The following is a 22,276-nucleotide window of genomic DNA, read 5'->3' on the forward strand; positions in this document are numbered from 1 at the left end:
CCTGTTTATCTGCTCTTCTTTGAGGAGATCCTTACCACCATTTCCCTGGCTTTGCCACAAATCCCGTGGATTGCTCCAGGGCATAGGCGGTGTTCAGCAGATCACCCTCTTCCCAGGGACGACCAATCAGCTGCAAGCCAAGCGGCAGGCCTTGGCTATCAAGTCCAGCAGGCAGGGCGATCCCGGGCAGTCCAGCCAAGTTTACGGTGACAGTAAAGACATCCAGCAGATACATTGCAACAGGATCTGCATCCGACATCTCGCCCAGGCCAAAGGCTGCCGAAGGCGTTGCCGGTGTCAGGATGGCATCAACGCCTGCGGCAAAGACGTTTTCAAAGTCTTTCTTGATCAGGCTGCGCACCCGGCGGGCACGGTTGTAGTAGGCGTCGTAGAAGCCCGCGGAGAGCACATAGGTGCCGACCATCACCCGACGCTTGACCTCGTCACCAAAGCCCTGGGCCCGGGTTTTTTCATACATTTCGGTGATGCCATCGCCCGCTTCCAGCGTGGCGCGGTTGCCGTAGCGCACACCGTCATAGCGCGCCAGGTTCGACGAGGCCTCAGCCGGAGCAATCACGTAGTAGGCCGGCAAAGCATATTTTGTATGGGGCAGCGAGATATCGACGATCTCGGCACCCGCAGCTTTCAGCATCGCGGTCCCTTCGGCCCAGAGCTTTTCGATCTCGGCGGGCATGCCCTCCATGTGGTATTCCTTGGGGATACCGATCTTCTTGCCGCGAATATCGCCCGTCAGCATGGCCTCAAAATTTGGCACCGCCAGATCGGCGCTGGTGCTGTCCTTGGGATCATGGCCCGACATGGCCTCCAGCATGATGGCGGCATCGCGCACCGATTTGGTCATCGGACCGGCCTGATCCAGCGAGGAGGCAAAGGCAACAACGCCCCAGCGCGAGCAGCGCCCATAGGTGGGCTTGATGCCAACCGTGCCGGTAAAGGCGGCAGGCTGGCGGATCGAGCCACCAGTATCGGTGCCGGTGGCCGCCAGACAGAGATCTGCCGCCACAGCCGCAGCCGAACCACCGGAGGAGCCGCCCGGGGTCAGCGGGGTGGCTTCGGTGCTGCGCCGCCAGGGGCTGACGGCATTGCCATAGGTCGAGGTCTCGTTCGAGGAGCCCATGGCAAATTCATCCATGTTCAGCTTGCCCAGCATCACCGCGCCATTGTCGGCCAGCTGCTGTGAAACGGTGGATTCATACTCCGGCACAAAACCGTCCAGGATCTTGGAGGCGGCCTGGCTGGCCACGCCTTTGGTACAGAAAAGATCCTTGATCCCCACGGGAAGACCGCACATCGCGGGCGCCTCCCCATGCTTCAGGCGCGCATCCGCAGCTGCGGCGCGCTCCAGCGCAATTTCGGGTGTCTTGTGGACAAAGGCGTTCAGGGCATCGGCCTTGTCGATGGCTGTCAGGCAGGCCTGGGTCAGTTCCACCGAGGTGGTTTCGCCTTTGCGCAGCGCGTCGCGGGCCTCAGACAGGCCAAGTTTGTTCAGATCGCTCATGTCTTATTCCACCACTTTGGGGACAGCAAAGAAGCCCTCGCGGGCGTCCGGTGCATTGGCCAGGACCTTGTCCTGCTGGCCGCCATCATTGACCTCATCGACCCGGCGCTTGAGCCGCTGCGGTGTCACGGAAGTCATTGGCTCAACCCCTTCGACATCCACTTCATTCAGCTGCTCGATGAAGTCCAGGATCGTGTTGAATTCGGCGGCCAGGGCTGGCAGCGCATCGTCTTCAACCTTGATCCGGGCCAGTTTGGCCACTTTGGCGGCGGTGTTTTGGTCAATCGACATGGAAACCCTCATCTCGTGTTCAATCTGGCATTTACCGGGGTGGCGGCTCAGCTGCAAGCCTGTGCTGGCGGACTGCGGCAGGTTTCTCTGGTTCAGTCGGCAATTTCTGCTGGATTTTGGGCGGTTTCCTCGGCGTCATCGTTTCCCTGCCTGCCACCGCGCTGAACACTGGCAAAATGAACAGACGCTGATAGTCTGCGTTCAGGACCGTGACATTTCGACAGGGAGATTATGTGATGAAGATCATTTGGCTGGGCCATGGCAGCTTTCGTATAGAAACTGCAGGACAGGTGCTGCTGATCGATCCCTGGCTCAGCGGCAACCCCGCGCTGGCCGAAAGCCAGTACGAAGCGGCGCTGGCCGGGGCGACGCATATTATTCTCACCCATACCCATTTTGACCATGTGGTGGATGTCCTGCCCCTGGCCAAAACGCGCAAGCTGCCCGTTGTGGGGCAATATGATCTGATGGGCTATTGGGGCGAGAGCGAAGGCATCACCACCATCGGGTTCAACAAGGGCGGCACGGTGGATCTGGGCGGGCCAAAACTGGCCATGGTTCCGGCCTCGCATAGCTCAACCTTCACCACCGAAGAGGGGCTGCGCGCCAGCGGATCCGAGGTCGGCTATATGCTGATGAGCGAAGGCAAGACGCTCTATATTTCAGGCGATACCGGGGTGATGGCGGATATGGAGTGGATGGGCGACTATTATCAGCCTGAGATCGGCATCCTGAGCGCTGGCGGCCATTTCACCATGGACATGAAGCAGACCGCCTATGCCGCCAAACGCTACTTCAATTTCAAGACCCTGATCCCCTGCCATTACGCCACCTTCCCGATCCTGGAGCAAAGCGCCGCCCATCTGGTACAAGCCCTGCCAGATGTCGAAGTAATCGAGCCACAGGTCATGACCGCAATTGAGGTTTGAGGCCGGGAGAATTGAAGCCAGATCCTCCCGCCCATCTCGCTTGCTTTTTCAAAGCACCATCGCCGGTTGGGCCCAGCGCGCTTTGTGCCTGAAAGGCACAAAGCGCGCGAGTCGCTTCGGGCAAAGCCCGAAGCGAAACCGCTCTGGCCAGGGCCCTCGCTAGAGAATGAGTGGCGATGCCTTTAGGCAGATGTTGGCACCACAAAATGCCGCCGACGTTCAGCGGCCTTTCCCCGACAGCAACACCCAACCGCATGATCATTGATCAACCCCATGGCCTGCATGAAGGCAAAAGCCGTGGTGGGGCCGACAAATTTCCACCCCCGTTTCTTCAAGGCCTTAGACAGCGCAATGGATTCGGCGCTGGTGGTCTGCGTCTGAGGTTCAGGCTGCCCCTCGGGGTCCGGCTCAAAGCTCCAGAAAAACGCAGCCAGCGAGCCAAACTCCACCACCAATTCCTGAGCCCGACGAGCATTGTTTATGGTGGCTTCGATCTTGCCCCGATGGCGGATGATACCGGCGTCTTGCAACAATCGCTGCACGTCCCCTTCGTCAAAGGTCGCCAGCCTATTCCAGTCAAAGCCGCAAAAGGCGGCCCGAAAATTCTCGCGTTTGGCCAGAATGGTGCGCCAGCTCAACCCCGATTGGAAACTCTCCAGGCAAAGCTTTTCAAACAGGCGAATATCCTCGCCAACGGGATAGCCCCATTCCTCGTCATGATAGGCATCAAACTCCGGCGCCGAAGCACTCCAGGCACAGCGTGCCTTCCCATCCGCCCCGGCCAAGATCTTAGACATCGCGCCCTCCAAAACCACAATTCAACCGGATCCGCCTATTGCTAGCCCGGACCAGAATTCGGAACATTAAGTGAACAATTGCAATCGTGCAACCGAGCATCATTCTCCTCACCTCATCCCCTCTGCCACTGCAGCAATAGGTGCAGCAGCTCTTGATCCTGTTCCACATCCTTCCAGACCCGCGACAGGGCTGTCTTGATCGCCGCCCATTGGCACAGCTGCATCGGCGAACACCCCAAGGCGCCGGACCATTGTTCAAGCCTCCGGTTGATCACCTCCGCTGTCAAAATCTCAGCCCTGCAGCCACGGGGATGGCGAAACGCATTGGCCAACTCAAAACCCGGTGGACCCAATACCCCCTTTGCATCAATAACTTGCCAACCGTCCTTTGCCTGCAGCACATTGTCAAAATGCAGGTCCCCATGCAGCGCGACCTGGTGCGAGACCTGCCCAAGCAAGCTCCGAGCCAAAAGCTGCGCCTCTTGGAGATCAGGATCCTCAAACTTCGGCTGCACAAGTGCGGAGAACAGCGCAGTCAACGGTGCCAGCCCCTCACATTTCATCTCGCGGGCCAAGAGTTTTTGCGCGATATCGGCTAAGGCCTGATCTGCCAAGCAAAGATGCCCTGCGCGCGCAAAATTCCCCAATGAACTGCCATCGCACCAGGCCATGAGAATGGCATCCCTGCTGCGGTCGAGAATCGGAACCGCCAGATCACCGGCACGTTGCAAATAGGTGCCTCCTGAGGTTTCGTTCCCCATATGACCGCTGGAGTAGTGCTTTAAGGCGGCCTCCTGTCCGGAGCCCAATCTGACCCGCCAAACCGTGGCGATGACGCTTTGGGCCACACAGCCCCCCTCAACAACATCAAAGCGATGGCGCAATCGATGGGGTAACCCGAGAGGATCTAGCGACGCGATGCAAAGAACTCCTGCAGGATCTGGGCACAGGCGCTTTCGTTGATGCCCTCATAAACCTCGGGCGCATGATGGGCCTGGGGGTGTGAAAAAACACAGGCGCCATGGGCCACCCCGCCGGATTTGGGATCAGAGGCTCCATAATAAACCCGCCGGATACGGGCCGCCGCGATCGCAGCGGCACACATGGCGCAGGGTTCCAGCGTCACATAGAGATCAAAGCCTTGCAATCGCTCTGTCTTACCAGCCGCGCAGGCCTGGCGCAGCACCAACACCTCGGCATGGGCAGTGGGATCGGACAGCTCGCGGGTGCGGTTGCCCGCGCGGGCAACGATCCCCCCCTTGGGATCCACCAATACCGCCCCCACTGGCACCTCGCCCCGCGCCGCCGCGGCTTGCGCCTCCGCCAGAGCGGCATCCATATGCGATTTGAACATGGCGGCTTTGTCCTCCTCCCCCCTACCTGCCTCGGAATGGGAGCTTTCGCAAGCCACAGGAATGCTCTATGTCCCGAGACCATGAGCAAAGCACCCGGATCCCCCAAAGGCAAAGCCCCCGCACGGGCCAAAGCCTCCGCCAAATCAGCCGCCAAACCGGCTCCCGTCGCGCAAAACAAAGGTGACAGCGCCCCCACCGGGGACCGCATCGCCAAGGTGTTGTCGCGGGCTGGCGTTGCTTCGCGCCGCGAAGCCGAGCGCATGATCGCCGAAGGCCGCGTCAAGGTGAATGGCACCCTGATCGACAGCCCGGCGCTGAATGTAACCAGTGCAGATCGCATCATCGTTGATGGCAAGCCCCTGCCCCAGGCCGAGGCCCCCCGGCTGTGGCTTTACAACAAACCAACGGGCCTGGTGACATCCAACAGCGATGAAAAGGGACGTCGTACCATCTTTGACGAACTGCCCGAAGATCTGCCCCGGGTGATGACTGTTGGCCGGCTTGACCTGAACTCCGAAGGCCTGCTGCTGCTGACCAATGATGGCGGCATCAAAAGACGTCTCGAGCTGCCTTCGACCGGCTGGTTGCGCCGCTACCGTGTGCGCATCAATGGCCGCCCCAGGGACGAAGACTTTGAACCGCTGCGCAAAGGTATGGTGATTGACGGTGAACGCTTTCAACCCATGACCGTGGCGCTGGATCGTCAGCAGGGCGCCAATGCCTGGCTGACCATAGGGCTGCGCGAAGGCAAGAACCGCGAAATCCGCCGGGCTCTGGAAGACATTGGCTTTAACGTCAATCGCCTGCTGCGCCTCTCCTATGGGCCTTTCCAGCTGGGCTCGCTAAAGCTTGGTGAAGTGGAAGAGCTGCGCCCGAAAGTGGTACGGGATCAATTGGGACTTGAACCTGAAGATATGGAAGAGGCGCCAGCTGCCCGCCCCACACGCGGCCGCCCCGGCGCCAAGCCGGGTCAAAAGCCTGGTGCCAGGCCCGGATCCCAAACAGGTGGCAAGACCTTTGGCAAGCCTGCGGGAAAACCGACAGGCAGACCAACGGAGAATCCAACTGGCAGACCAACTGGCAAGCCCGGGGGCAGGCCAAGTGGCAAGCCCGGGGCTCGATCTGGCGGCTATGGTGACAAACCCAGCGGCCCAGGTAGCAACACCCGCAGGGACAAACCCGCATCCCGCGGCGATAGCTCAAAATCGCGCCCTGGCGGCAAAAATCCCCGCCGCTGAGGCGGTTCTGCCAGACTTCCCCCTAGCAAGTGCCCTTCGCATCCCTTAGTTTCTTGGTAACTTAAGAGAACTTTCCTTTGCGAGGGGACCCCGCGTGCAGAAAATTGCCTTTGTCGCTTTGTTACTCCTGATGTTCGGTCTCAGCACCGGCTTGATCCTGGGAGGCTAAAGACATGGCAAAACAGTTTGGTGGCAAATTCAGCCCGCGCAGCAAATCCGGCCCAACAGCATCAAACCTGGGCTCAGATGGCGCCGCCGATGCCTCGGCCTCCCGCCGCGCCCATCCGGCCAGCCGAAATGCCAAGGTCGACCCTGTCGGGGTGCGCTCAAACCTGATGTTTGTGCCCGGCGGGCTGTTGCTTTTGCTCTCCGTCACGGATGAACCAGGCAGCATGGCACTGGGAATGATCGCCGCCGGAATATGGACAGCAGGTGCCTATATGTTGCGCGAGGGCCTGCGGGCCACCGTTGCCTTTGAAGAACGCCGCGTGGCGCGCAAACCCGCACTGCCCCGCAAGATCCTTGCGGCTCTGTTGGTTGGCATTGGCGCCTCGCTTGCGGCCCTCAAGGGAGAGCCCAACATTCTGACGGCCCTGCTCTACGGGGCCGCGACCTGTGGTCTGCATCTAGCGGCCTTTGGGCTTGACCCTCTCAAGGACAAGGGCACCGAAGGCATTGACGACTTCCAGCAAAACCGGGTGGCCCGCGCTGTAGAGGAAGCTGAATTTAGCCTGGATGCTATGACCGATGCCGCGATGCGGGCCCGCGATCGTATCGTCGAAGAGCGGGTCGAACAGTTTCAGGCCGTGGCCCGCGAACTGTTTCGAACCGTCGAAGAAGACCCCCGCGACCTGACAGCCGCCCGCAAATACCTGACGGTCTATTTGCAGGGAGCCAAGGATGCGACAGTGAAATTTGCCGATATCTACAGCCGCAGCGGAGATGCCGCTGCAAAGGCAGATTATCTCTCCTTACTGACTGATCTGGAAGACAATTTTGCGGCCCGGACCCGCAAGCTTCTGCTTGAAGATCGCAGCGACCTCACGGTTGAAATTGATGTGCTGCGCGACCGGCTGCAGCGTGAAGGCGTCCATCTGGATCGCAGCTAACCCATTTGCCTCATTTGCAAGGAACTTTACATGTCTGAGACCATCCAAAAACAAGCCGCTGAAGCCGAGGCCCAGGTCATGGCAGTCGCTGCAAATACCCTGCCCGAACCCGTTGCAGAAGTGCAGCCGCTGGAGACCGCCACGCCGGAGGTCAGTGCCGCCATCACCAGCCGCATTGGTGAGATCGACATGGGTGACAGCAATTCGATCATCCGCTTTGGCTCTGGTGCGCAGGCCGAACTGCAGACCATCAGCCAAGCGATGCTGACAGATGTGCGCAACAAGGATGTCGGTCCAGCCGGTGACAGCCTGCGCGGCATCGTCACCACCATTCGCGGCTTTTCCGTCTCGGAACTTGACGTTCGGCGCAAACCCACCTTCTGGGAGCGCCTGCTGGGCCGGGCCGCGCCTTTTGCCAAATTCACCGCCCGGTTTGAAACCATCCAGAGCCAGATCGACAAGATCACTGATGATCTGCTGGGCCATGAGCACACCCTGCTGAAAGACATCAAATCGCTGGATTTGCTCTATGAAAAGACCCTGAACTTCTATGATGAGTTGGCGCTGTATATCGCCGCCGGCGAGGCCAAACTGGCCCATCTGGACGCCAATGACATCCCGGCGCTGGACGCCGCCGTTGCCGCCGCCCCTGAGGCGGATCAGGTGATCAAAGCACAGGAGCTGCGGGACCTGCGCGCTGCGCGCGACGATCTGGAGCGCCGGGTGCATGATCTCAAGCTTACCCGCCAGGTGACCATGCAGTCCCTGCCCTCGATCCGTTTGGTGCAGGAAAACGACAAGAGCCTGGTGACCAAGATTAACTCGACCCTGGTCAATACCGTGCCGCTCTGGGAGACGCAGCTGGCCCAGGCCGTAACCATCCAGCGCTCGGCCGAGGCCGCAAAGGCGGTGAGTGCTGCCAATGATCTCACCAATGAGCTGTTGACTTCGAATGCCGCCAATCTGCGTCAGAGCAACAAGATGATCCGGGAAGAAATGGAGCGCGGCGTCTTTGATATCGAGGCGGTAAAACAGGCCAATGCCGATTTGATCGGCACCATTCAGGAAAGCCTGCAGATCGCCGATGAAGGCAAGGCCCGCCGCGCCGCTGCCGAGGAAGAGCTGAAAAAGATGGAAGGCGAGCTGCGCGACACCCTGGCCTCGGCCAAGGCCCGCAAAGACGGGGTTGGCGACAATGCCGGCACCGCCGTTCCCGGCTGAATGATGCGCCGGGGTGTAGGGGCAGTATTGCGAGCCGCAAGGCTCCTGGTGGTGGCCTCCCTTGCCGGGAGCGCCCTGACCGCTTGCCTGCCCAGCAGCCCCGGCACCTCTTTGATGCCCGAACAGCGGCCGCAGATCCTGCCGGCCGCCTATCATCCGCCATCGGCTGAGAGCGCCGAGCTGCGCAATTATTACCGGGTATTGCAACAGGATTTGCTCACCCGCGGCCTGCTGCGCACCGATGGTGGCGGGCCGGAAACCCCCTATGATGCCAAAGATCTGGCCGAAAACTTTGAAGCCATCGCCTTTTACAATGAATATGCCGGGCGCAGTGGATCTGGGGCAACGGGCGGTTTGAGTCGCTGGTCTGGTCCGGTAAAACTGGTCGCGGATTTTGGCCCCTCGGTGCCGGAAAGCCAGCGGCTGCGTGACCAGGGTGTGCTGAACGCCTATGCGGCACGCCTGTCACGCCTCACTGGCCACACAATTGCCACGGCGCCCAAGCGGGGCAATTTTCACGTCATTTTTGCAAGCGCAGATGACCGCGCCTATGTGGCCGAAAAAGTGCGTGATCTTTTGCCCAACCTCAGCGCCAATGATCTACAGCTTTTTGTTAACCCGCCCCGTACGCATTATTGTTTTGTGCTGGCGGGCGGCCCACAGAATGCGCCCTTTGATTATATTCGCGGCGTAGCCCTGATCCGGGCCGAGCATCCGGACCTGGTGCGCGACAGCTGCGTCCATGAAGAGGTGGCTCAGGGGTTGGGTCTGTTGAACGACACCCCGCGCGCGCGGCCATCAATCTTTAACGACGATGACGAATTTGCCTATCTGACCAGCCATGACGAATTGCTGCTCAAGATGCTCTACGATCCGAGGTTGCGCACCGGTATGAGCGCTGAAGAAGCCCGCCCCCTCATCCATATCCTCGCCCGCGAGGCAATGGGGCAGCCGCTGTAGCCGCGCCAGCCCTCAATCAACTGATTCAGACGAGAAGAAAAAGGACCAGAAACATGGGAATATTTGACTTTCTCAAAGGCGAATTCATCGATGTCATTCACTGGACCGATGACACCCGCGACACCATGGTCTGGCGGTTCGAACGCGAAGCCCATGAGATCAAATACGGTGCCAAACTGACTGTGCGCGAAGGTCAGGCGGCGGTCTTTGTGCACGAAGGGCAGCTGGCGGATGTCTTTACGCCCGGGCTGTACATGCTCGAAACCAACAACATGCCGGTAATGACAACGCTGCAACATTGGGACCACGGCTTTCAATCGCCCTTTAAAAGCGAGATCTATTTTGTAAACACCACCCGGTTCAACAATCTGAAATGGGGCACCAAGAACCCCATCATCTGCCGGGATCCGGAATTCGGGCCAGTGCGTTTGCGCGCCTTTGGCAGCTATACAATCCGGGTCGTGGATGCAGCGCGCTTTCTGACCGAAATCGTCGGCACTGATGGTGAATTCACCATGGATGAGATTTCCTTCCAGATCCGCAATATCATTGTGCAGGAGTTTTCCCGCGCGGTGGCGGGATCCGGCATCCCGGTGCTGGATATGGCGGCCAATACCTCCGATCTGGGCAAGTTGATTGCCACTGAAATCGCCCCGACCCTGGCCGAATACGGGCTGGCTATCCCCGAGCTCTACATCGAGAATATCTCGCTGCCCCCGGCCGTTGAGCAGGCTATGGACAAGCGCACCCAGATGGGCATCGTGGGGGATCTGGGACGTTACACCCAGTTTGCCGCTGCCGAGGCCATGGGCGCTGCGGCGCAGACCCCCAACAGTGGTATGGGGGCCGGTATCGGAATGGGCATGGGCATGGCCATGGCCCAGCAGATGGGACAGCACCTGCAGCCCCAGGCAGCGGGGCAGGCCTCTGGTCCATGGGGTGCCCGCCCCGCTGCAGGCGCAGCCGCACCGCAGGCGGCACCGGCGCAGGCCGCCCCCGTCGCCCCCCCACCGCCACCGGTGGAACATGTCTGGCACACTGCCGAAAACGGCACCACCTCTGGCCCCTATTCCAAAGCCCGCATGGGGCGAATGGCACAGGAGGGCAGCCTGACCCGCGACACCCATGTCTGGACCCCCGGTCAGGACGGCTGGATGCGCGCAGGCGATGTCGCCGAGCTGGCGCAGCTGTTCACTATTTTGCCGCCACCACCGCCGCCACCAGCCCCCTAGAAACACATATTAGCCAAGGGCGGGCACAGATTTCCTGCTCCCCCTTGGCTTTATGCGCTTATTGAAAAACGAAGGGAAATCAGACCTGTGCTTGCCAATCTGCAAGGGCTGCTTCTAGTTCCCGGCTCGAGGTCGTGTAGGCGCTGCCCTCCAGAGCAGCGATCGCCATCGTCGGATTGCCATCGGCAATCTGCTGGGCCACTAGCCCCGCCGCTGTGTGAAAATCGCTGTGCAGCGTTTTGACTGAATTGAGAAAACTGCGGTTTCGCTCGTTCGGAATGACTCCCGCCAGCCACTTGCCAAAACGACATCGATCGTCGCGACATATGTCCTGCACTGGCAAGTCGGTTTCATTGTTCAACGCAGCAGTCTGCAGCCGGTGCTTCCAAGCCGCATGGGCGCGGATTGCTTCTGAGATTTCGTCGCGGAAAGCATCGTCGGACATTGGGGTCACTCCAGGTGTCGTGGCGTCAAGCAGAATGCACTGAGAAACATAACAGATCGTTCTCTCCCTGTCGAAACACCGACACGCATGCTCAAAACACCGCAAAAACTGGCGCAGCTATCCGCTTGCGGGGTTTCTCGTTTAAAGCCGACGAAACACTGAGGACATCCGCAAAAGCGGCTGTTATAAGCCTTTTAAACGTCTCAGCTAGATTTTGGAGCTCCTGTGACTGACACGCCTCCTCCTCTCGGACCCCTGTCTCAAACACCGCCTGATGCCCCGCAGGAGACCAAGCGGTTTCCCTGCGAGCAATGTGGCGCAGATTATCGCTTTGATCCCAAAGCAGGGACATTGACCTGCAGCCACTGCGGCCACATCCAGGTGTTGCAGGAGGAGGTGGATCTGGGCAGCCCTCTGCGCGAGCTGGACTTCAAGGCCGCACTCGCACAGCAGTTGCCTGAGGCCGAGATGGAAATCACCCGGGTCACAAGCTGCCCCAATTGTGCCGCTCAGGTCGAATTCTCTCCTGAAGTCCACGCCTTGGAATGCCCCTTTTGCGCGACACCGGTGGTGGCGGACACCGGAGAGAGCCGCCATATCAAACCCAAGGGTGTGATCCCCTTTCAACTGGAAGAACGGGCCGCACATGAGGCAATGAGTGACTGGCTTGGCGCATTGTGGTTTGCCCCAAATGGCCTGCAGGCCTATGCTCGCAAAGGCCGTGCGATGGAGGGGATCTATGTTCCCTTCTGGACCTATGACGCCGATAGCAAAAGCCGCTACTCCGGGCAGCGCGGCACCACCTATTATGTCACGGAAACGGTGATGGTGGACGGCAAGACCGAACAGCGACAGGTTGCCAAAATCCGCTGGACTCCTGTGTCCGGGCGGGTGCGCCGCTTCTTTGATGATGTTTTGGTTTTGGCCTCCAAAAGCCTGCCCAAGCGCTATACTGATGCGCTGGAACCCTGGGACCTGTCAGCACTGGCGCCCTATCAGCCGCAGTTTCTTGCCGGGTTTCGGGCCGAAGCCTATGCCGTCGATCTGGAAGAGGGCTTTCGCGAGGCACAGGTGCATATGGACCGAGTGATTGAACGGGATGTACGGTTTGACATCGGCGGTGACCGCCAGCGTATTGCTCAGATCGACACGCAGCTGTCTGACATCACCTTTAAACATGTGCTGCTGCCGGTCTGGCTTGCCGCCTATAAGTATCGTGGCAAGACTTATCGTTTCGTGGTCAATGGCCAGAGCGGCCGCGTGCAGGGTGAGCGTCCCTATTCCGCATGGAAGATCGCCGCTGCGGTGGCGCTGGGGCTCGCGGCCGTCGGGCTGGCAGCTTATTTCGGAAGCCAAGGCTAGGGGCCAATCAAAGGCCCGTGGCATCTGCGCCGACTTGTGGGGCCTGGCCGCTGACCAGCTCTTGACCTTTTCCTCTGCCACTCTGCGCAGACCTACATTGTAAAAACTGGGCGCTATTCATCCAAGCCCAGGACCGTACAGGATCCTTTAGACATGACTGTTCCACATCCCCCCTCTCTGGCTGATCTGCAGGCCCTGTTCACCTCCCGCCACAGCTGCCGCGCCTTTCTACCTGAGCAGCTGCCCCGGAAGGTCATCGAGGACATTCTGACCTGTGCGCAACGTGTCCCGTCCTGGTGCAATGCCCAGCCCTGGAAGCTGACCATCACCAGCGGCGCCGAGACAGAGCGCCTGCGCCAGGCGCTAAGGCAGGCCGCCCAAGCCGGGGGCCATAGCCCCGACCTCGCTTTTCCAAGCCGCTATGAAAACGAATACCAAACACGGCGCCGCAAATGCGGCTGGGCGCTGTATCAGGCCGTTGGGGTGCAAAAGGGCGACCGCGCTGCCTCTCAGGCTCAGATGATGGAGAACTTTTCGCTGTTTGGAGCCCCCCATTGTGCGATCCTATCCACACCGGCAACACTTGGGGGATATGGGGCAATGGATTGCGGCGGCTTTGTTGCAGGCTTTACATTGGCCGCCCAGGCCGCCGGGGTAGCAACAATTCCGCAGGCTGCGGTGGCCTCCTATGCGCCTTTGCTGCACGAGCTGCTGGAGATCCCCGAGGATCGGACCATCCTCTGCGCCCTCTCCTTTGGGTATGGCGACCCTGATCATGCCGCCAATCAGTTTCGAACCAGCCGGGCTACCTTGCCCGAATTCACCGAGTGGCGCGACTAGGCCCACGACCATCCCGCGCAGCCCAAACTGCGTCGACACAATAAAAAGTCATCCCCATGCGCGCCGTCATTCAACGTGTATCCGAAGCCTCCGTGACCGTGGACCAACAGATCATCGGCCAGATCCAGGCCGGGCTGCTGGTGTTGGTCTGCGCCATGCGCGGCGACGACAAGGATCAGGCGGATTACCTGGTCAAAAAGATCGCCAAGCTGCGCATCTTTCAAGATGAGACGGGCAAGATGAACCGGTCTGTCCACGATATTGCAGGATCGGTTCTGGTGATCAGCCAATTCACCCTGGCTGCCGAAACCCATCGTGGCAACCGGCCTGGATTTTCAACTGCTGCGCCACCGGCCGAGGGGGAGGCCCTCTACACCTATTTCGCCGATCAGCTTGCGGCTCAGGGGGTTCCGGTTGCACGCGGCAGCTTTGGCGCCGACATGAAGGTCAGATTGCTCAACGATGGTCCTGTCACCATATGGATGGACAGCACCGAGCGCTGACTCTCTGCTTTTCCCGGGTCGTTTGCCCGCAACACTGGCCCATTTTCCCTCTGTTTTGCGCGCGGCGTTTCCCCCGGTTTTTCGCCGGGCAAATCGCTATGTCGCAAACGGACCATAGCGCGCTGCTCGATCGAATAACGACCAGAGATTCTTTTCATTTTTGTGACAAATCCCGCTCACCGTGGGCTTTCAGAAGCAAAAAACACCTGCGTAACGTCACAAGTCACAAAAACTTATCCGATAGGAAAAATAGGGGCAAAATGGCGGTTTACCTCACAAATGCGGCATGACACCTTGAGAAGGCGACACCAATTAGATTTCGAGGCTTTGCAGAAGTTTCGTCAAACGAGGCGTGTCGTTATTAAAGCTTGCGAGGTCGCAACAAATGCGCAAATCTTGGTGCATCATACAAGAATAAGCCGCAGAAATCGCAGGTCGCGATTGCAAGCTGCAGGAACTAAAACTGGGAGACATCGATGAACGATCACCTTCATTATCTGGCGCGCCATGCCGTTGCCGGCAAATTGAGCCGCCGCGATTTCATGGCGAAAGCCGCTGCACTGGGCTTTTCTGCCGCAGCCGCCGGCACCCTGCTGACCACTGAAGCCCGCGCGGCTGGCCCGCAAAAAGGCGGCACCATGCGCATTGGCCTGCAAGGCGGTAGCACCACCGATAGCCTCGATCCGGCGCTGTCCACCAATCAGGTCACTCTGATGCTGGTTCGCCTGTGGGGCGAACCTCTGGTTGAGCTGAACGACGAAGGCGGCCTGGACGGCAAAGTTGCTGAAAGCTACGAAGCCTCGGCAGACGCCAAAATCTGGACCTTCAAGGTTCGCAAGGGCATCACCTTCTCCAACGGTCAATCCGTGACCGCAGAAGACGTGGCCAAGACGCTTGAGCGTCACTCGGGTGAAGACACCAAATCCGGTGCTCTGGGCATCATGCGTGGCATCAAGAACATTTCCACCGAGGGTGACAATGTCATCGTCGAGCTGGACACGCCAAACGCTGACCTTCCCTATCTGATGGCGGACTACCACCTGGTGATCCAGCCAGGCGGTGGCATGGATGACCCCTCTGCTGCAATTGGTACCGGCCCCTATATCCTGAAGGATGTGGACATGGGTGTGCGCATTGTCGCTGAAAAGAACCCCAACTACTGGGGCGACATCGGCCATGCCGAAACCATCGAAATGATCGTGATCAACGATAACACTGCCCGCGTTGCCGCGCTGCAGTCGGGCCAGGTAGACATGATCGACCGGGTGCCCCCACGCACCGCCAAATTGGTTGCCCGTGCGCCCAACATCAACGTGCATTCCACATCCGGACCTGGTCACTATGTGTTCATCATGCACTGCGACACCGCCCCCTTTAACAACAAGGACCTGCGTCTGGCGCTGAAATACGGCATCAATCGTCAGGAAATGGTCGACAAGGTTCTGAACGGCTTTGGGTCGGTCGGCAACGACAGCCCGATCAACTCGTCCTATCCGATGTTCACCGCGGTCGAGCAGCGTGAGTTTGATCCAGAGAAGGCAATGCATCATCTGAAGGCCTCTGGCCATGAAGGTGAAGTCCTGCTGCGCACCTCGGATAACTCCTTCCCAGGCGCACCAGATGCTGCAGCTTTGTTCCAGCAGTCCTGTGCCACTGCCGGTATCAACCTGAACGTTAAGCGTGAGCCAAATGATGGCTACTGGTCCGAAGTCTGGAACACCCAGCCCTTCTGCACCAGCTACTGGGGTGGTCGTCCAACCCAGGACCAGATGTTCACCACGGCCTATCTCTCCTCGGCTGACTGGAACGACACCCGGTTCAAAAACGAGCAGTTCGACCAGTTGCTGCTGGCAGCCCGTGCCGAGCTGGACACAGCCAAGCGGACCCAGATGTATGCAGACATGGGTGAGATCCAGCGCGACGAAGGCGGCTTGATCTGCCCAATGTTCAACGACTTTGTTGATGCAACATCTGACCGTCTGGATGGCTGGGTCGAGAATGCAAAAGGCTTTGCACTCATGAACAGCTACTCACCTCTCAAGATGTGGGTGAAGGCATAAGATGCCTCTCATTATCAAACTGTTGGCCCAGCGCATTGCGCTGGGCCTCATCCTGCTTCTCCTCGTCTCCGGGCTGATCTTTGCCGGAACGATGATCCTGCCGGGTGATGTCGCGCAGTCGATTCTGGGCCAATCGGCCACTCCTGAAGCGTTGGAAAACCTACGCGCCGAACTGGGGCTGAACGATCCTCCGCTGCAGCGCTATATTCAATGGCTCGGCGGTGCGATGACCGGCGATCTGGGTACCGCTTTGACAAGTGGCGCCGATATCACAGCAAGCATAGCCAAACGTCTGTCCAACACCCTTTTCCTGGCCTTCTGGGCTGCGATCATTGCGGTGCCACTGGCGATCTTCCTCGGCCTTTTGGCCGTGCGGTTCAAAGACCGCTGGCCGGATAAGGCGATCTCGGCTGTGACTCTGGCTTCTATCTCTATTCCCGAATTCCTCATTGGCTATGTGCTGATGTATCTCATCGCAGTCAAACTGCGCTGGTTCCCCTCGGTGGCGATGATCAATGACAGCATGTCCTTGGGCGACAAGTTGAGCGCCATTGCTCTGCCCGTCACTGTGCTGACCCTGGTGGTTCTGGCGCATATGATGCGCATGACCCGTGCGGCGATCTTGAACGTGATGCAATCGGCCTATATCGAGACGGCCGAACTGAAAGGCCTCAATGGCTTTCAGGTGATCTTTCGTCACGCCTTCCCCAATGCCATTGCCCCCATCGTCAACGTGGTGATGCTGAACCTCGCCTATCTGGTGGTTGGCGTTGTCGTGATCGAAGTGGTCTTTGTTTACCCTGGCATGGGGCAGTATCTGGTCGACCACGTGTCCAAACGTGATGTGCCGGTGGTGCAGGCCTGTGGTCTGATCTTTGCCGCAGTCTATATCGGTCTCAACATGGTGGCTGATGTTGTCGCCATCCTGTCGAACCCCCGTCTGAGGCATCCAAAATGAAGAATATCCCTATCTCCGCTATGATCGGGTTGTTCTTCACGGCCCTCTATTTTATCGCAGCCATCTTTGCGCCGCTGCTTGCCCCCTATGGCATGGCCGAAGTGGTTGGTGATGTCTGGGAACCCTCCTCTGCAGAATTCCTGCTGGGCACCGACAATATCGGTCGTGATCTGCTCAGCCGGATGATCTACGGCGGACGGACCACGATTTTCATCGCCACGGCGGCGACCATCCTGTCTTTCACCCTCGGCTCGGTGCTCGGCTTTTTTGCCGCCGTGGCCGGTGGCTGGGTGGATCAGATGCTGTCGCGTTTTGTCGATCTGGTGATGTCGATCCCAACCCTGATCTTTGCCCTGGTTGTGTTGTCGGTCATGCCTGTCACCGTGCCGGTGCTGATCCTGGTCATGGGTTTGCTGGATTCAACCCGTGTCTACCGCCTGGCCCGTGCCGTCGCGGTGGATATCGAAGTCATGGACTATGTCGAAGCGGCACGTCTGCGCGGCGAAAAAACCGCCTGGATCATCTTTCGTGAGATCCTGCCAAACGCCCTGTCGCCTTTGGTGGCAGAAATGGGCCTGCGGTTCATCTTTATGGTTCTCTTTGTCTCCACCCTGTCCTTCCTCGGCCTTGGCATCCAGCCACCGGAAGCGGACTGGGGCGGTATCGTGAAAGAAAACAAAGACGGTATCGTCTACGGCATTCCCGCCGCACTGGCCCCTGCCTTTGCAATTGCCACGCTGGCCATCTCGGTCAACCTGGTGGCGGACTGGGTGTTGAACCGGACCACATCGCTGAAAGGAGGCCGCGGATGAGCGAACCTTTGCTAAAAGTACGCGGCCTAAAAATCGGTGCAACCGTCTATCCCCCGGGTGAAAAGCCCCATGACATTGACATCGTGCACGGGGTGGATTTCGACGTCCAAAAGGGCAAGGTGCTGGGCCTCATCGGGGAATCCGGTGCTGGCAAATCGACCATTGGCCTCGCCTCCATGGCCTATGGCCGGGGCGGCGTCAAAATCACTGGCGGTGAAGTTTGGGTCAATGGCCGAGACATCATGCAGTCCGGTATCGGCGATATCCGCAAGCTGCGCGGCGGTGAGGTGACCTATGTGTCGCAATCGGCTGCCGCCTCTTTCAACCCTGCCAAAAAGATCATTGATCAGGTGGTAGAGGCCGCGGTTGAACAGAAAAAGTTCAGCCGCAAAGAGGCCGAAGAGCGCGCGCGCGTCTTGTTTGACAAGCTGGGCCTGCCTGATCCGCAGAACATCGGCGATCGCTTTCCGCACCAGGTTTCAGGCGGTCAGCTGCAGCGTTGCATGACAGCGCTGGCGCTCTGCCCTGAGCCCGATCTTGTGGTCTTTGACGAGCCCACAACGGCGCTGGATGTGACCACCCAGATTGACGTTCTGATGGCAATAAAGGAAGCCATCCGGGAAACCGGCGTTGCTGCGCTTTATATCACCCATGATCTGGCCGTTGTGGCCCAGGTCAGCGACGATATCATGGTGCTGCGTCACGGTAACATGGTGGAATATGGCTCGGTTGATCAGATCATCAACAGCCCGCAGGAAGAGTACACCCAGGCGCTTGTCTCCGTGCGCTCGATTGAGCACGAAGAAAAGCAACCCAATGGCGATCCGGTGCTGAGTGTGCGCAATATCACTGCGCGCTACAAAGGCACCCAGTTCGACGTCTTGCACAATGTGAATGTCGATCTCTACCCCGGTCAAACCCTGGCCGTGGTGGGGGAATCTGGCTCGGGGAAATCCACCCTTGCTCGTGTCATCACCGGCCTTTTGCCACCGCGCGAAGGTGAGATCGAATTTGCCGGACGCACCCTCTCGTCCGATTTGGCGGGGCGCTCACGTGAAGATCTGCGTGAGCTGCAGATGATCTACCAGATGGCGGATGTGGCGATGAACCCACGTCAGACCGTGGGCACCATCATTGGTCGCCCGTTGGAGTTCTATTTCGACATGAAGGGCGAAGAGAAGCGCAAGCGGATCATCGAGCTGCTGGACGAGATCGAACTGGGCGAAGAGTTCATCGATCGCTACCCGGCGGAACTGTCGGGGGGGCAAAAACAGCGTGTCTGTATCGCCCGTGCCCTGGCCGCCAAGCCCAAGATGATCATCTGCGACGAGGTCACCTCGGCGCTGGATCCACTGGTGGCTGACGGCATCCTCAAACTGCTGCTGGAGCTGCAAAAGATCGAGGATGTGGCCTATCTCTTCATCACCCATGATCTGGCGACCGTAAAAGCCATCTCTGACAACATCGCCGTGATGTATCAGGGCAAGGTTCAGCGTTATGGCGGCAAGTCACAGGTACTGTCACCGCCCTTTGATGATTACACCGACCTTTTGCTCAGCTCGGTGCCCGAGATGCGCCTAGGCTGGCTGGAAGACGTGATTGCCAACCGAAAAATGGAGAGTGCCGGGAACTGATTTCCCGCCTTTCGACAGAAACGACCCTCCAGGCCCGTGCATTTCGCGCGGGCCTGCGTCGTTTTGGGGCTATACATTCCGTTTTTGGCATGTTTTAATATTCCGCAATTGGAATGTTACATCATCTAGGGAATCCGCCGATGTCGAAATCCACCGTTTCCGCTGCAGACCAGAGCTATTCTCCGCTCTACTTCTTGGCCTCCCTCGGGGCCGGAGGTCTGGCTGTCACTTTCTTTATGTATCTGATGTTCTGGGTCCCCCACCCCGGTCGTCCTGTGCCCGTTTTTGAGGACCTGATGGCAGTGCTGGCCAGTGGCAGCACCCCATTGAAAGCGGCCGTGGTGATCGCCATGGTTGGGATCGCGATCTTTGTCTTTCTGAACGTAAAGATGCTGATCTGGAATTTTGCCGCCCTGTCGCGCTTCAAGACCACTCCAGCCTATGAGAAGCTGCGCCAGACCAATGGAGAAACCACCCTGCTCGCCGCACCTCTGGCCACGGCCATGACCATCAATGGTGGTTTTATCGTCGGCCTGGTCTTTGTGCCCCAGCTCTGGAGCGTGGTTGAATATCTCTTCCCCGCCGCCATGGTCGCCTTTGTGCTGGTGGGCATCTGGGCCTTCCGCCTGATTGGTCACTTCCTGGGGCGAGTGCTGGCCGAGGGGGGCGCCTTTGATATGACCGCGCATAACTCCTTTGCCCAGCTTCTGCCCGCCTTTGCCCTGTCAATGGTCGCCGTAGGCCTGTCGGCCCCGGCCGCAATGAGCGGCAATACCATTGTCGTTGGCATTGGGCTGGTTTTGTCGACCTTCTTTGGTGTGACCGCCATGCTCTATGCGGCCTATGCCTCTGTCACAGCCTTCTCTTCCATGTTGATGCATGGCACAGCGCGTGAGGCAGGCCCGACCCTGTTGGTCATGGTGCCGCTGCTGACCGTGCTGGGCATCATGATGTTGCGACAGGATCACGGGCTTCACACCGCCTTTGAGGTACATGGCGCCCCCGCCGAAACCCTGATCCTGCTGGCGCGGATCCTAACAATCCAGATTGTCTTTTTGCTGCTGGGTCTTTTGGTCATGGCACGTCAGAAGTACTTCTCTGACTTCGTTTTTGGCAGCCAGCTGTCCCCCGGTTCCTATGCGCTGGTCTGCCCCGGTGTGGCCCTGTCGGTGATGCTGCATTTCTTCATCAACAAAGGCCTGGTTGGTGCGCAGATCGTTGACAAGTTCAGCCTCGCCTTCTGGGTGCTCACCGCCCTGGCATTGATGTTCCAAGCAGCCATGATCGCGCTCGTGCTACGCCTCAACCGCCAGCATTTCAAAGCATCGGTCCCAAGAACCACTGCTGTTCCTGCCGAATGATCCCGGCGCTGACCTAAAGGAAACTGCAAAAAATGACGGATGGCGACATCGCCATCCGTTTTTTGAATGGCAATTCAAGTTTTTGTCGCAATGATGGTCCAAACAGCCCCGTAGAATAAAGGATTCGGGTCATGGACAAGAAACTGCTTCTCATCATTCTGGATGGGGTTCCCTATCGGAATTTTCGCCGGTTGTTCGGCAATCTTGAAGGCTGGGTCGACAGCGGCGATGCCCGCGTCTGGAAGCTGCGCGCAGTGCTGCCCTCGATTTCGGCCAGCTGCTATGCCTCTATCCACACCGGCGTCGCGCCTGCGGAGCATGGCTGCACCGGCAATGGCAATGTCTTTAAGCTGAGCCACAAGGATGTGTTTTCCCAGGTGCGCGAAGGCGGGGGTACAACCGGGGCTGTGGCCCATAGCTTCTGGTCGCAGTTCTTCAATCGCCACCCTTTCGACTATGTGCGCGACGTTGAATATGACGAGCCCGAGAGCAAAACCATCAACCACGGCCGGTTCCATTCGATGACCGGCTATGGCCAGGCCAATCAGATGACCCCCTCGGATGTGGATCTCTTTGGCACCTTGACCAACCTTTGCCTGCGCTTTGGGCTGGACTACGGGATGCTGCATACCTGCACGCTCGACAGCATGGGGCATCGTTTCTTCCATGACTGCCAGGAGATGGATCACGCCTGTTTTGTTATGGACGAGATGCTGGCCCCCTTCATCCCGCGCTGGCGGCAGCTGGGCTATGAGGTGATCGTCACCGCCGACCATGGTCAGGATGAGCGTGGCCATCACGGTGGGCGTGGCGCTTTGCAGCAAGAGACCGCTCTCTACTATTTTGGCGATGCCGAGGGGCCAGCCCAGGACGACGTGATTGACCAGTTGCAGCTGGCACCCACCATTCTGACCCGTTTGGGGGCTCCCATCGCTGAAACCATGAAAGCGAAATCTTTCCTAAAGTAAGGTGCAAAAACTCCCGGCATCTGAGCGTCCTCGCATGATAGAATGCCGGGGACGCTATTCATTTGATACGGGAGTTTTTATGCGCTTCAGCCCAATTGCCCTCGCCCTTGTTGCCCTGCCGCTCATGTCCGTAGCAGTCCAGGCCGACGAACGCTGCAATGACCTTTGGTTCACCCGCAACGCCATCATTGACCAGGCCGGCTATTGCTTTGGCTCCAACCTGGGAAAGGCGCTGTTTGACAATAGCGATTGTCAGGGCAAATCGGTGACGCTCAACCCCGAAGCCCAGCAACAGGTGGCGCAGATCCAGGAGATGGAAAAGCAAGCCCAGTGTCGCGTAAATAGCGCGGCGACCACGCTTGATCTGCAAGATCTGGCCCAGCGCAGGCAGCTGTGGCATTTTCCGATCTGGGATGACTATGAGAGCGCCTGCATTGGCTGGCTCAGCGCTCCGGCAGCGCTGCGCGCCGGGCATAGCCCGGAGGCACCCGTGATCGGTCAGATCCAAGTCGGCGACACCGTGCGCTACGGCCATATGGTCTGGGGAGACTGGAGCTATGCCATGATCTTTGATGGCAGCTGGACTTTCAAAACTGCAGGCTGGCTCAATTTCAACGAAGCCGATGAGGCCTGCGAGAAATTTGCCGGTTAAGCCCGCCACCGGTCGCAGAGATCCAAACGG

Annotated in this window: 22 protein-coding genes; 16 read left to right on the forward strand and 6 right to left on the reverse strand. The window is 58.8% G+C overall.

Features of this window, described 5'->3' with window-relative positions; genetic code table 11:
- Nucleotides 1–31 precede the first annotated feature (31 nt).
- Both gatA and gatC read right to left on the reverse strand, forming a co-directional pair.
- Entirely contained in the window at nucleotides 32–1,519 is a 1,488-nt protein-coding gene (gene gatA, locus AN476_RS11370; protein WP_054461703.1) for an Asp-tRNA(Asn)/Glu-tRNA(Gln) amidotransferase subunit GatA, read from the reverse strand.
- A gap of 3 nt (nucleotides 1,520–1,522) precedes the next feature.
- On the reverse strand, nucleotides 1,523–1,810 hold the full coding sequence (gene gatC / locus AN476_RS11375; protein ID WP_054461704.1) for an Asp-tRNA(Asn)/Glu-tRNA(Gln) amidotransferase subunit GatC: 288 nt from the start codon (nucleotides 1,808–1,810) through the stop codon (nucleotides 1,523–1,525).
- Nucleotides 1,811–2,046: 236 nt separating this feature from the next.
- Here gatC and AN476_RS11380 point away from each other — a divergent pair, with 236 nt between their 5' ends.
- On the forward strand, nucleotides 2,047–2,739 hold the full coding sequence (locus tag AN476_RS11380) for a metal-dependent hydrolase (RefSeq protein WP_054461705.1): 693 nt from the start codon (nucleotides 2,047–2,049) through the stop codon (nucleotides 2,737–2,739).
- A gap of 182 nt (nucleotides 2,740–2,921) precedes the next feature.
- Here AN476_RS11380 and AN476_RS11385 read toward each other — a convergent pair whose 3' ends face one another.
- The 3 genes from AN476_RS11385 to AN476_RS11395 form a co-directional block, all read right to left on the reverse strand.
- A complete protein-coding gene (locus AN476_RS11385; protein ID WP_054461706.1) occupies nucleotides 2,922–3,536 on the reverse strand; it encodes a DNA-3-methyladenine glycosylase I in 615 nt (204 codons plus the stop codon).
- Between the two features lie 113 nt (nucleotides 3,537–3,649).
- Complete coding sequence (locus tag AN476_RS11390; RefSeq protein ID WP_256363946.1) at nucleotides 3,650–4,420, reverse strand: aminoglycoside phosphotransferase family protein; 771 nt, start codon at nucleotides 4,418–4,420, stop codon at nucleotides 3,650–3,652.
- Nucleotides 4,421–4,443: 23 nt separating this feature from the next.
- Entirely contained in the window at nucleotides 4,444–4,890 is a 447-nt protein-coding gene (locus AN476_RS11395; protein ID WP_054461708.1) for a nucleoside deaminase, read from the reverse strand.
- Between the two features lie 81 nt (nucleotides 4,891–4,971).
- Here AN476_RS11395 and AN476_RS11400 point away from each other — a divergent pair, with 81 nt between their 5' ends.
- The 5 genes from AN476_RS11400 to AN476_RS11420 all read left to right on the forward strand — a co-directional run bounded on the left by AN476_RS11400 (nucleotide 4,972) and on the right by AN476_RS11420 (nucleotide 10,651).
- Nucleotides 4,972–6,129, forward strand: coding sequence for a pseudouridine synthase (locus tag AN476_RS11400; RefSeq protein WP_054461709.1), 1,158 nt, complete (start codon nucleotides 4,972–4,974; stop codon nucleotides 6,127–6,129).
- Between the two features lie 173 nt (nucleotides 6,130–6,302).
- Nucleotides 6,303–7,238: a 5-bromo-4-chloroindolyl phosphate hydrolysis family protein gene (locus AN476_RS11405; RefSeq protein WP_054461710.1), complete on the forward strand. Its 936-nt coding sequence runs from the start codon at nucleotides 6,303–6,305 to the stop codon at nucleotides 7,236–7,238.
- Nucleotides 7,239–7,268: 30 nt separating this feature from the next.
- Nucleotides 7,269–8,459 carry a toxic anion resistance protein gene (locus AN476_RS11410; protein WP_054461711.1) on the forward strand — a complete coding sequence of 397 codons (1,191 nt, stop codon included), beginning with the start codon at nucleotides 7,269–7,271 and terminating at the stop codon, nucleotides 8,457–8,459.
- Between the two features lie 3 nt (nucleotides 8,460–8,462).
- Nucleotides 8,463–9,419, forward strand: a complete 957-nt coding sequence (locus AN476_RS11415; RefSeq protein WP_157063743.1) for a DUF2927 domain-containing protein — start codon at nucleotides 8,463–8,465, stop codon at nucleotides 9,417–9,419.
- Nucleotides 9,420–9,472: 53 nt separating this feature from the next.
- Nucleotides 9,473–10,651: an SPFH domain-containing protein gene (locus AN476_RS11420; RefSeq protein WP_054461712.1), complete on the forward strand. Its 1,179-nt coding sequence runs from the start codon at nucleotides 9,473–9,475 to the stop codon at nucleotides 10,649–10,651.
- A 79-nt stretch (nucleotides 10,652–10,730) separates the two neighbouring features.
- Here the strand turns inward: AN476_RS11420 and AN476_RS11425 are convergent, their stop codons facing one another.
- The gene (locus tag AN476_RS11425) at nucleotides 10,731–11,096 is read right to left on the reverse strand and encodes a CZB domain-containing protein (protein WP_054461713.1); all 366 of its coding nucleotides are present in this window, start codon (nucleotides 11,094–11,096) and stop codon (nucleotides 10,731–10,733) included.
- Nucleotides 11,097–11,321: 225 nt separating this feature from the next.
- Here AN476_RS11425 and AN476_RS11430 point away from each other — a divergent pair, with 225 nt between their 5' ends.
- The 10 genes from AN476_RS11430 (at nucleotide 11,322) to AN476_RS11475 (ending at nucleotide 22,246) form a co-directional block, all read left to right on the forward strand.
- Nucleotides 11,322–12,458, forward strand: coding sequence for a TFIIB-type zinc finger domain-containing protein (locus AN476_RS11430; protein WP_083464325.1), 1,137 nt, complete (start codon nucleotides 11,322–11,324; stop codon nucleotides 12,456–12,458).
- 153 nt (nucleotides 12,459–12,611) lie between these two features.
- The gene (locus tag AN476_RS11435; RefSeq protein ID WP_054461714.1) at nucleotides 12,612–13,298 is read left to right on the forward strand and encodes a nitroreductase; all 687 of its coding nucleotides are present in this window, start codon (nucleotides 12,612–12,614) and stop codon (nucleotides 13,296–13,298) included.
- 56 nt (nucleotides 13,299–13,354) lie between these two features.
- A complete protein-coding gene (gene dtd, locus AN476_RS11440; protein WP_054461715.1) occupies nucleotides 13,355–13,801 on the forward strand; it encodes a D-aminoacyl-tRNA deacylase in 447 nt (148 codons plus the stop codon).
- A gap of 476 nt (nucleotides 13,802–14,277) precedes the next feature.
- The gene (locus AN476_RS11445) at nucleotides 14,278–15,861 is read left to right on the forward strand and encodes an ABC transporter substrate-binding protein (RefSeq protein ID WP_054461716.1); all 1,584 of its coding nucleotides are present in this window, start codon (nucleotides 14,278–14,280) and stop codon (nucleotides 15,859–15,861) included.
- Between the two features lies 1 nt (nucleotide 15,862).
- On the forward strand, nucleotides 15,863–16,819 hold the full coding sequence (locus tag AN476_RS11450; RefSeq protein WP_054461717.1) for an ABC transporter permease: 957 nt from the start codon (nucleotides 15,863–15,865) through the stop codon (nucleotides 16,817–16,819).
- Nucleotides 16,816–17,631, forward strand: coding sequence for an ABC transporter permease (locus tag AN476_RS11455; RefSeq protein ID WP_054461718.1), 816 nt, complete (start codon nucleotides 16,816–16,818; stop codon nucleotides 17,629–17,631). The genes AN476_RS11450 and AN476_RS11455 overlap by 4 nt, the downstream gene beginning before the upstream one ends.
- On the forward strand, nucleotides 17,628–19,265 hold the full coding sequence (locus tag AN476_RS11460) for an ABC transporter ATP-binding protein (RefSeq protein ID WP_054461719.1): 1,638 nt from the start codon (nucleotides 17,628–17,630) through the stop codon (nucleotides 19,263–19,265). The genes AN476_RS11455 and AN476_RS11460 overlap by 4 nt, the downstream gene beginning before the upstream one ends.
- Nucleotides 19,266–19,405: 140 nt before the next feature.
- Nucleotides 19,406–20,626, forward strand: coding sequence for a hypothetical protein (locus tag AN476_RS11465; protein WP_054461720.1), 1,221 nt, complete (start codon nucleotides 19,406–19,408; stop codon nucleotides 20,624–20,626).
- A 131-nt stretch (nucleotides 20,627–20,757) separates the two neighbouring features.
- Nucleotides 20,758–21,594, forward strand: a complete 837-nt coding sequence (locus AN476_RS11470; protein ID WP_054461721.1) for an alkaline phosphatase family protein — start codon at nucleotides 20,758–20,760, stop codon at nucleotides 21,592–21,594.
- Between the two features lie 79 nt (nucleotides 21,595–21,673).
- Entirely contained in the window at nucleotides 21,674–22,246 is a 573-nt protein-coding gene (locus tag AN476_RS11475; RefSeq protein ID WP_054461722.1) for a DUF4453 domain-containing protein, read from the forward strand.
- Nucleotides 22,247–22,276: the final 30 nt, after the last annotated feature.

Origin of the sequence: Phaeobacter sp. 11ANDIMAR09 (assembly GCF_001294455.1) — a bacterium.
Classification (GTDB): Bacteria; Pseudomonadota; Alphaproteobacteria; order Rhodobacterales; family Rhodobacteraceae; genus Pseudophaeobacter.

Coding starts and splice junctions, on each gene's coding strand:
- gatA (WP_054461703.1), bottom strand. CDS start 1,519: ATGAGCGATCTGAACAAACTTGGCCTGTCTGAGGCCCGCGACGCGCTG.
- gatC (WP_054461704.1), bottom strand. CDS start 1,810: ATGTCGATTGACCAAAACACCGCCGCCAAAGTGGCCAAACTGGCCCGG.
- AN476_RS11380 (WP_054461705.1), top strand. CDS start 2,047: ATGAAGATCATTTGGCTGGGCCATGGCAGCTTTCGTATAGAAACTGCA.
- AN476_RS11385 (WP_054461706.1), bottom strand. CDS start 3,536: ATGTCTAAGATCTTGGCCGGGGCGGATGGGAAGGCACGCTGTGCCTGG.
- AN476_RS11395 (WP_054461708.1), bottom strand. CDS start 4,890: ATGTTCAAATCGCATATGGATGCCGCTCTGGCGGAGGCGCAAGCCGCG.
- AN476_RS11400 (WP_054461709.1), top strand. CDS start 4,972: ATGAGCAAAGCACCCGGATCCCCCAAAGGCAAAGCCCCCGCACGGGCC.
- AN476_RS11405 (WP_054461710.1), top strand. CDS start 6,303: ATGGCAAAACAGTTTGGTGGCAAATTCAGCCCGCGCAGCAAATCCGGC.
- AN476_RS11410 (WP_054461711.1), top strand. CDS start 7,269: ATGTCTGAGACCATCCAAAAACAAGCCGCTGAAGCCGAGGCCCAGGTC.
- AN476_RS11415 (WP_157063743.1), top strand. CDS start 8,463: ATGCGCCGGGGTGTAGGGGCAGTATTGCGAGCCGCAAGGCTCCTGGTG.
- AN476_RS11420 (WP_054461712.1), top strand. CDS start 9,473: ATGGGAATATTTGACTTTCTCAAAGGCGAATTCATCGATGTCATTCAC.
- AN476_RS11425 (WP_054461713.1), bottom strand. CDS start 11,096: ATGTCCGACGATGCTTTCCGCGACGAAATCTCAGAAGCAATCCGCGCC.
- AN476_RS11435 (WP_054461714.1), top strand. CDS start 12,612: ATGACTGTTCCACATCCCCCCTCTCTGGCTGATCTGCAGGCCCTGTTC.
- dtd (WP_054461715.1), top strand. CDS start 13,355: ATGCGCGCCGTCATTCAACGTGTATCCGAAGCCTCCGTGACCGTGGAC.
- AN476_RS11445 (WP_054461716.1), top strand. CDS start 14,278: ATGAACGATCACCTTCATTATCTGGCGCGCCATGCCGTTGCCGGCAAA.
- AN476_RS11450 (WP_054461717.1), top strand. CDS start 15,863: ATGCCTCTCATTATCAAACTGTTGGCCCAGCGCATTGCGCTGGGCCTC.
- AN476_RS11455 (WP_054461718.1), top strand. CDS start 16,816: ATGAAGAATATCCCTATCTCCGCTATGATCGGGTTGTTCTTCACGGCC.
- AN476_RS11460 (WP_054461719.1), top strand. CDS start 17,628: ATGAGCGAACCTTTGCTAAAAGTACGCGGCCTAAAAATCGGTGCAACC.
- AN476_RS11465 (WP_054461720.1), top strand. CDS start 19,406: ATGTCGAAATCCACCGTTTCCGCTGCAGACCAGAGCTATTCTCCGCTC.
- AN476_RS11470 (WP_054461721.1), top strand. CDS start 20,758: ATGGACAAGAAACTGCTTCTCATCATTCTGGATGGGGTTCCCTATCGG.
- AN476_RS11475 (WP_054461722.1), top strand. CDS start 21,674: ATGCGCTTCAGCCCAATTGCCCTCGCCCTTGTTGCCCTGCCGCTCATG.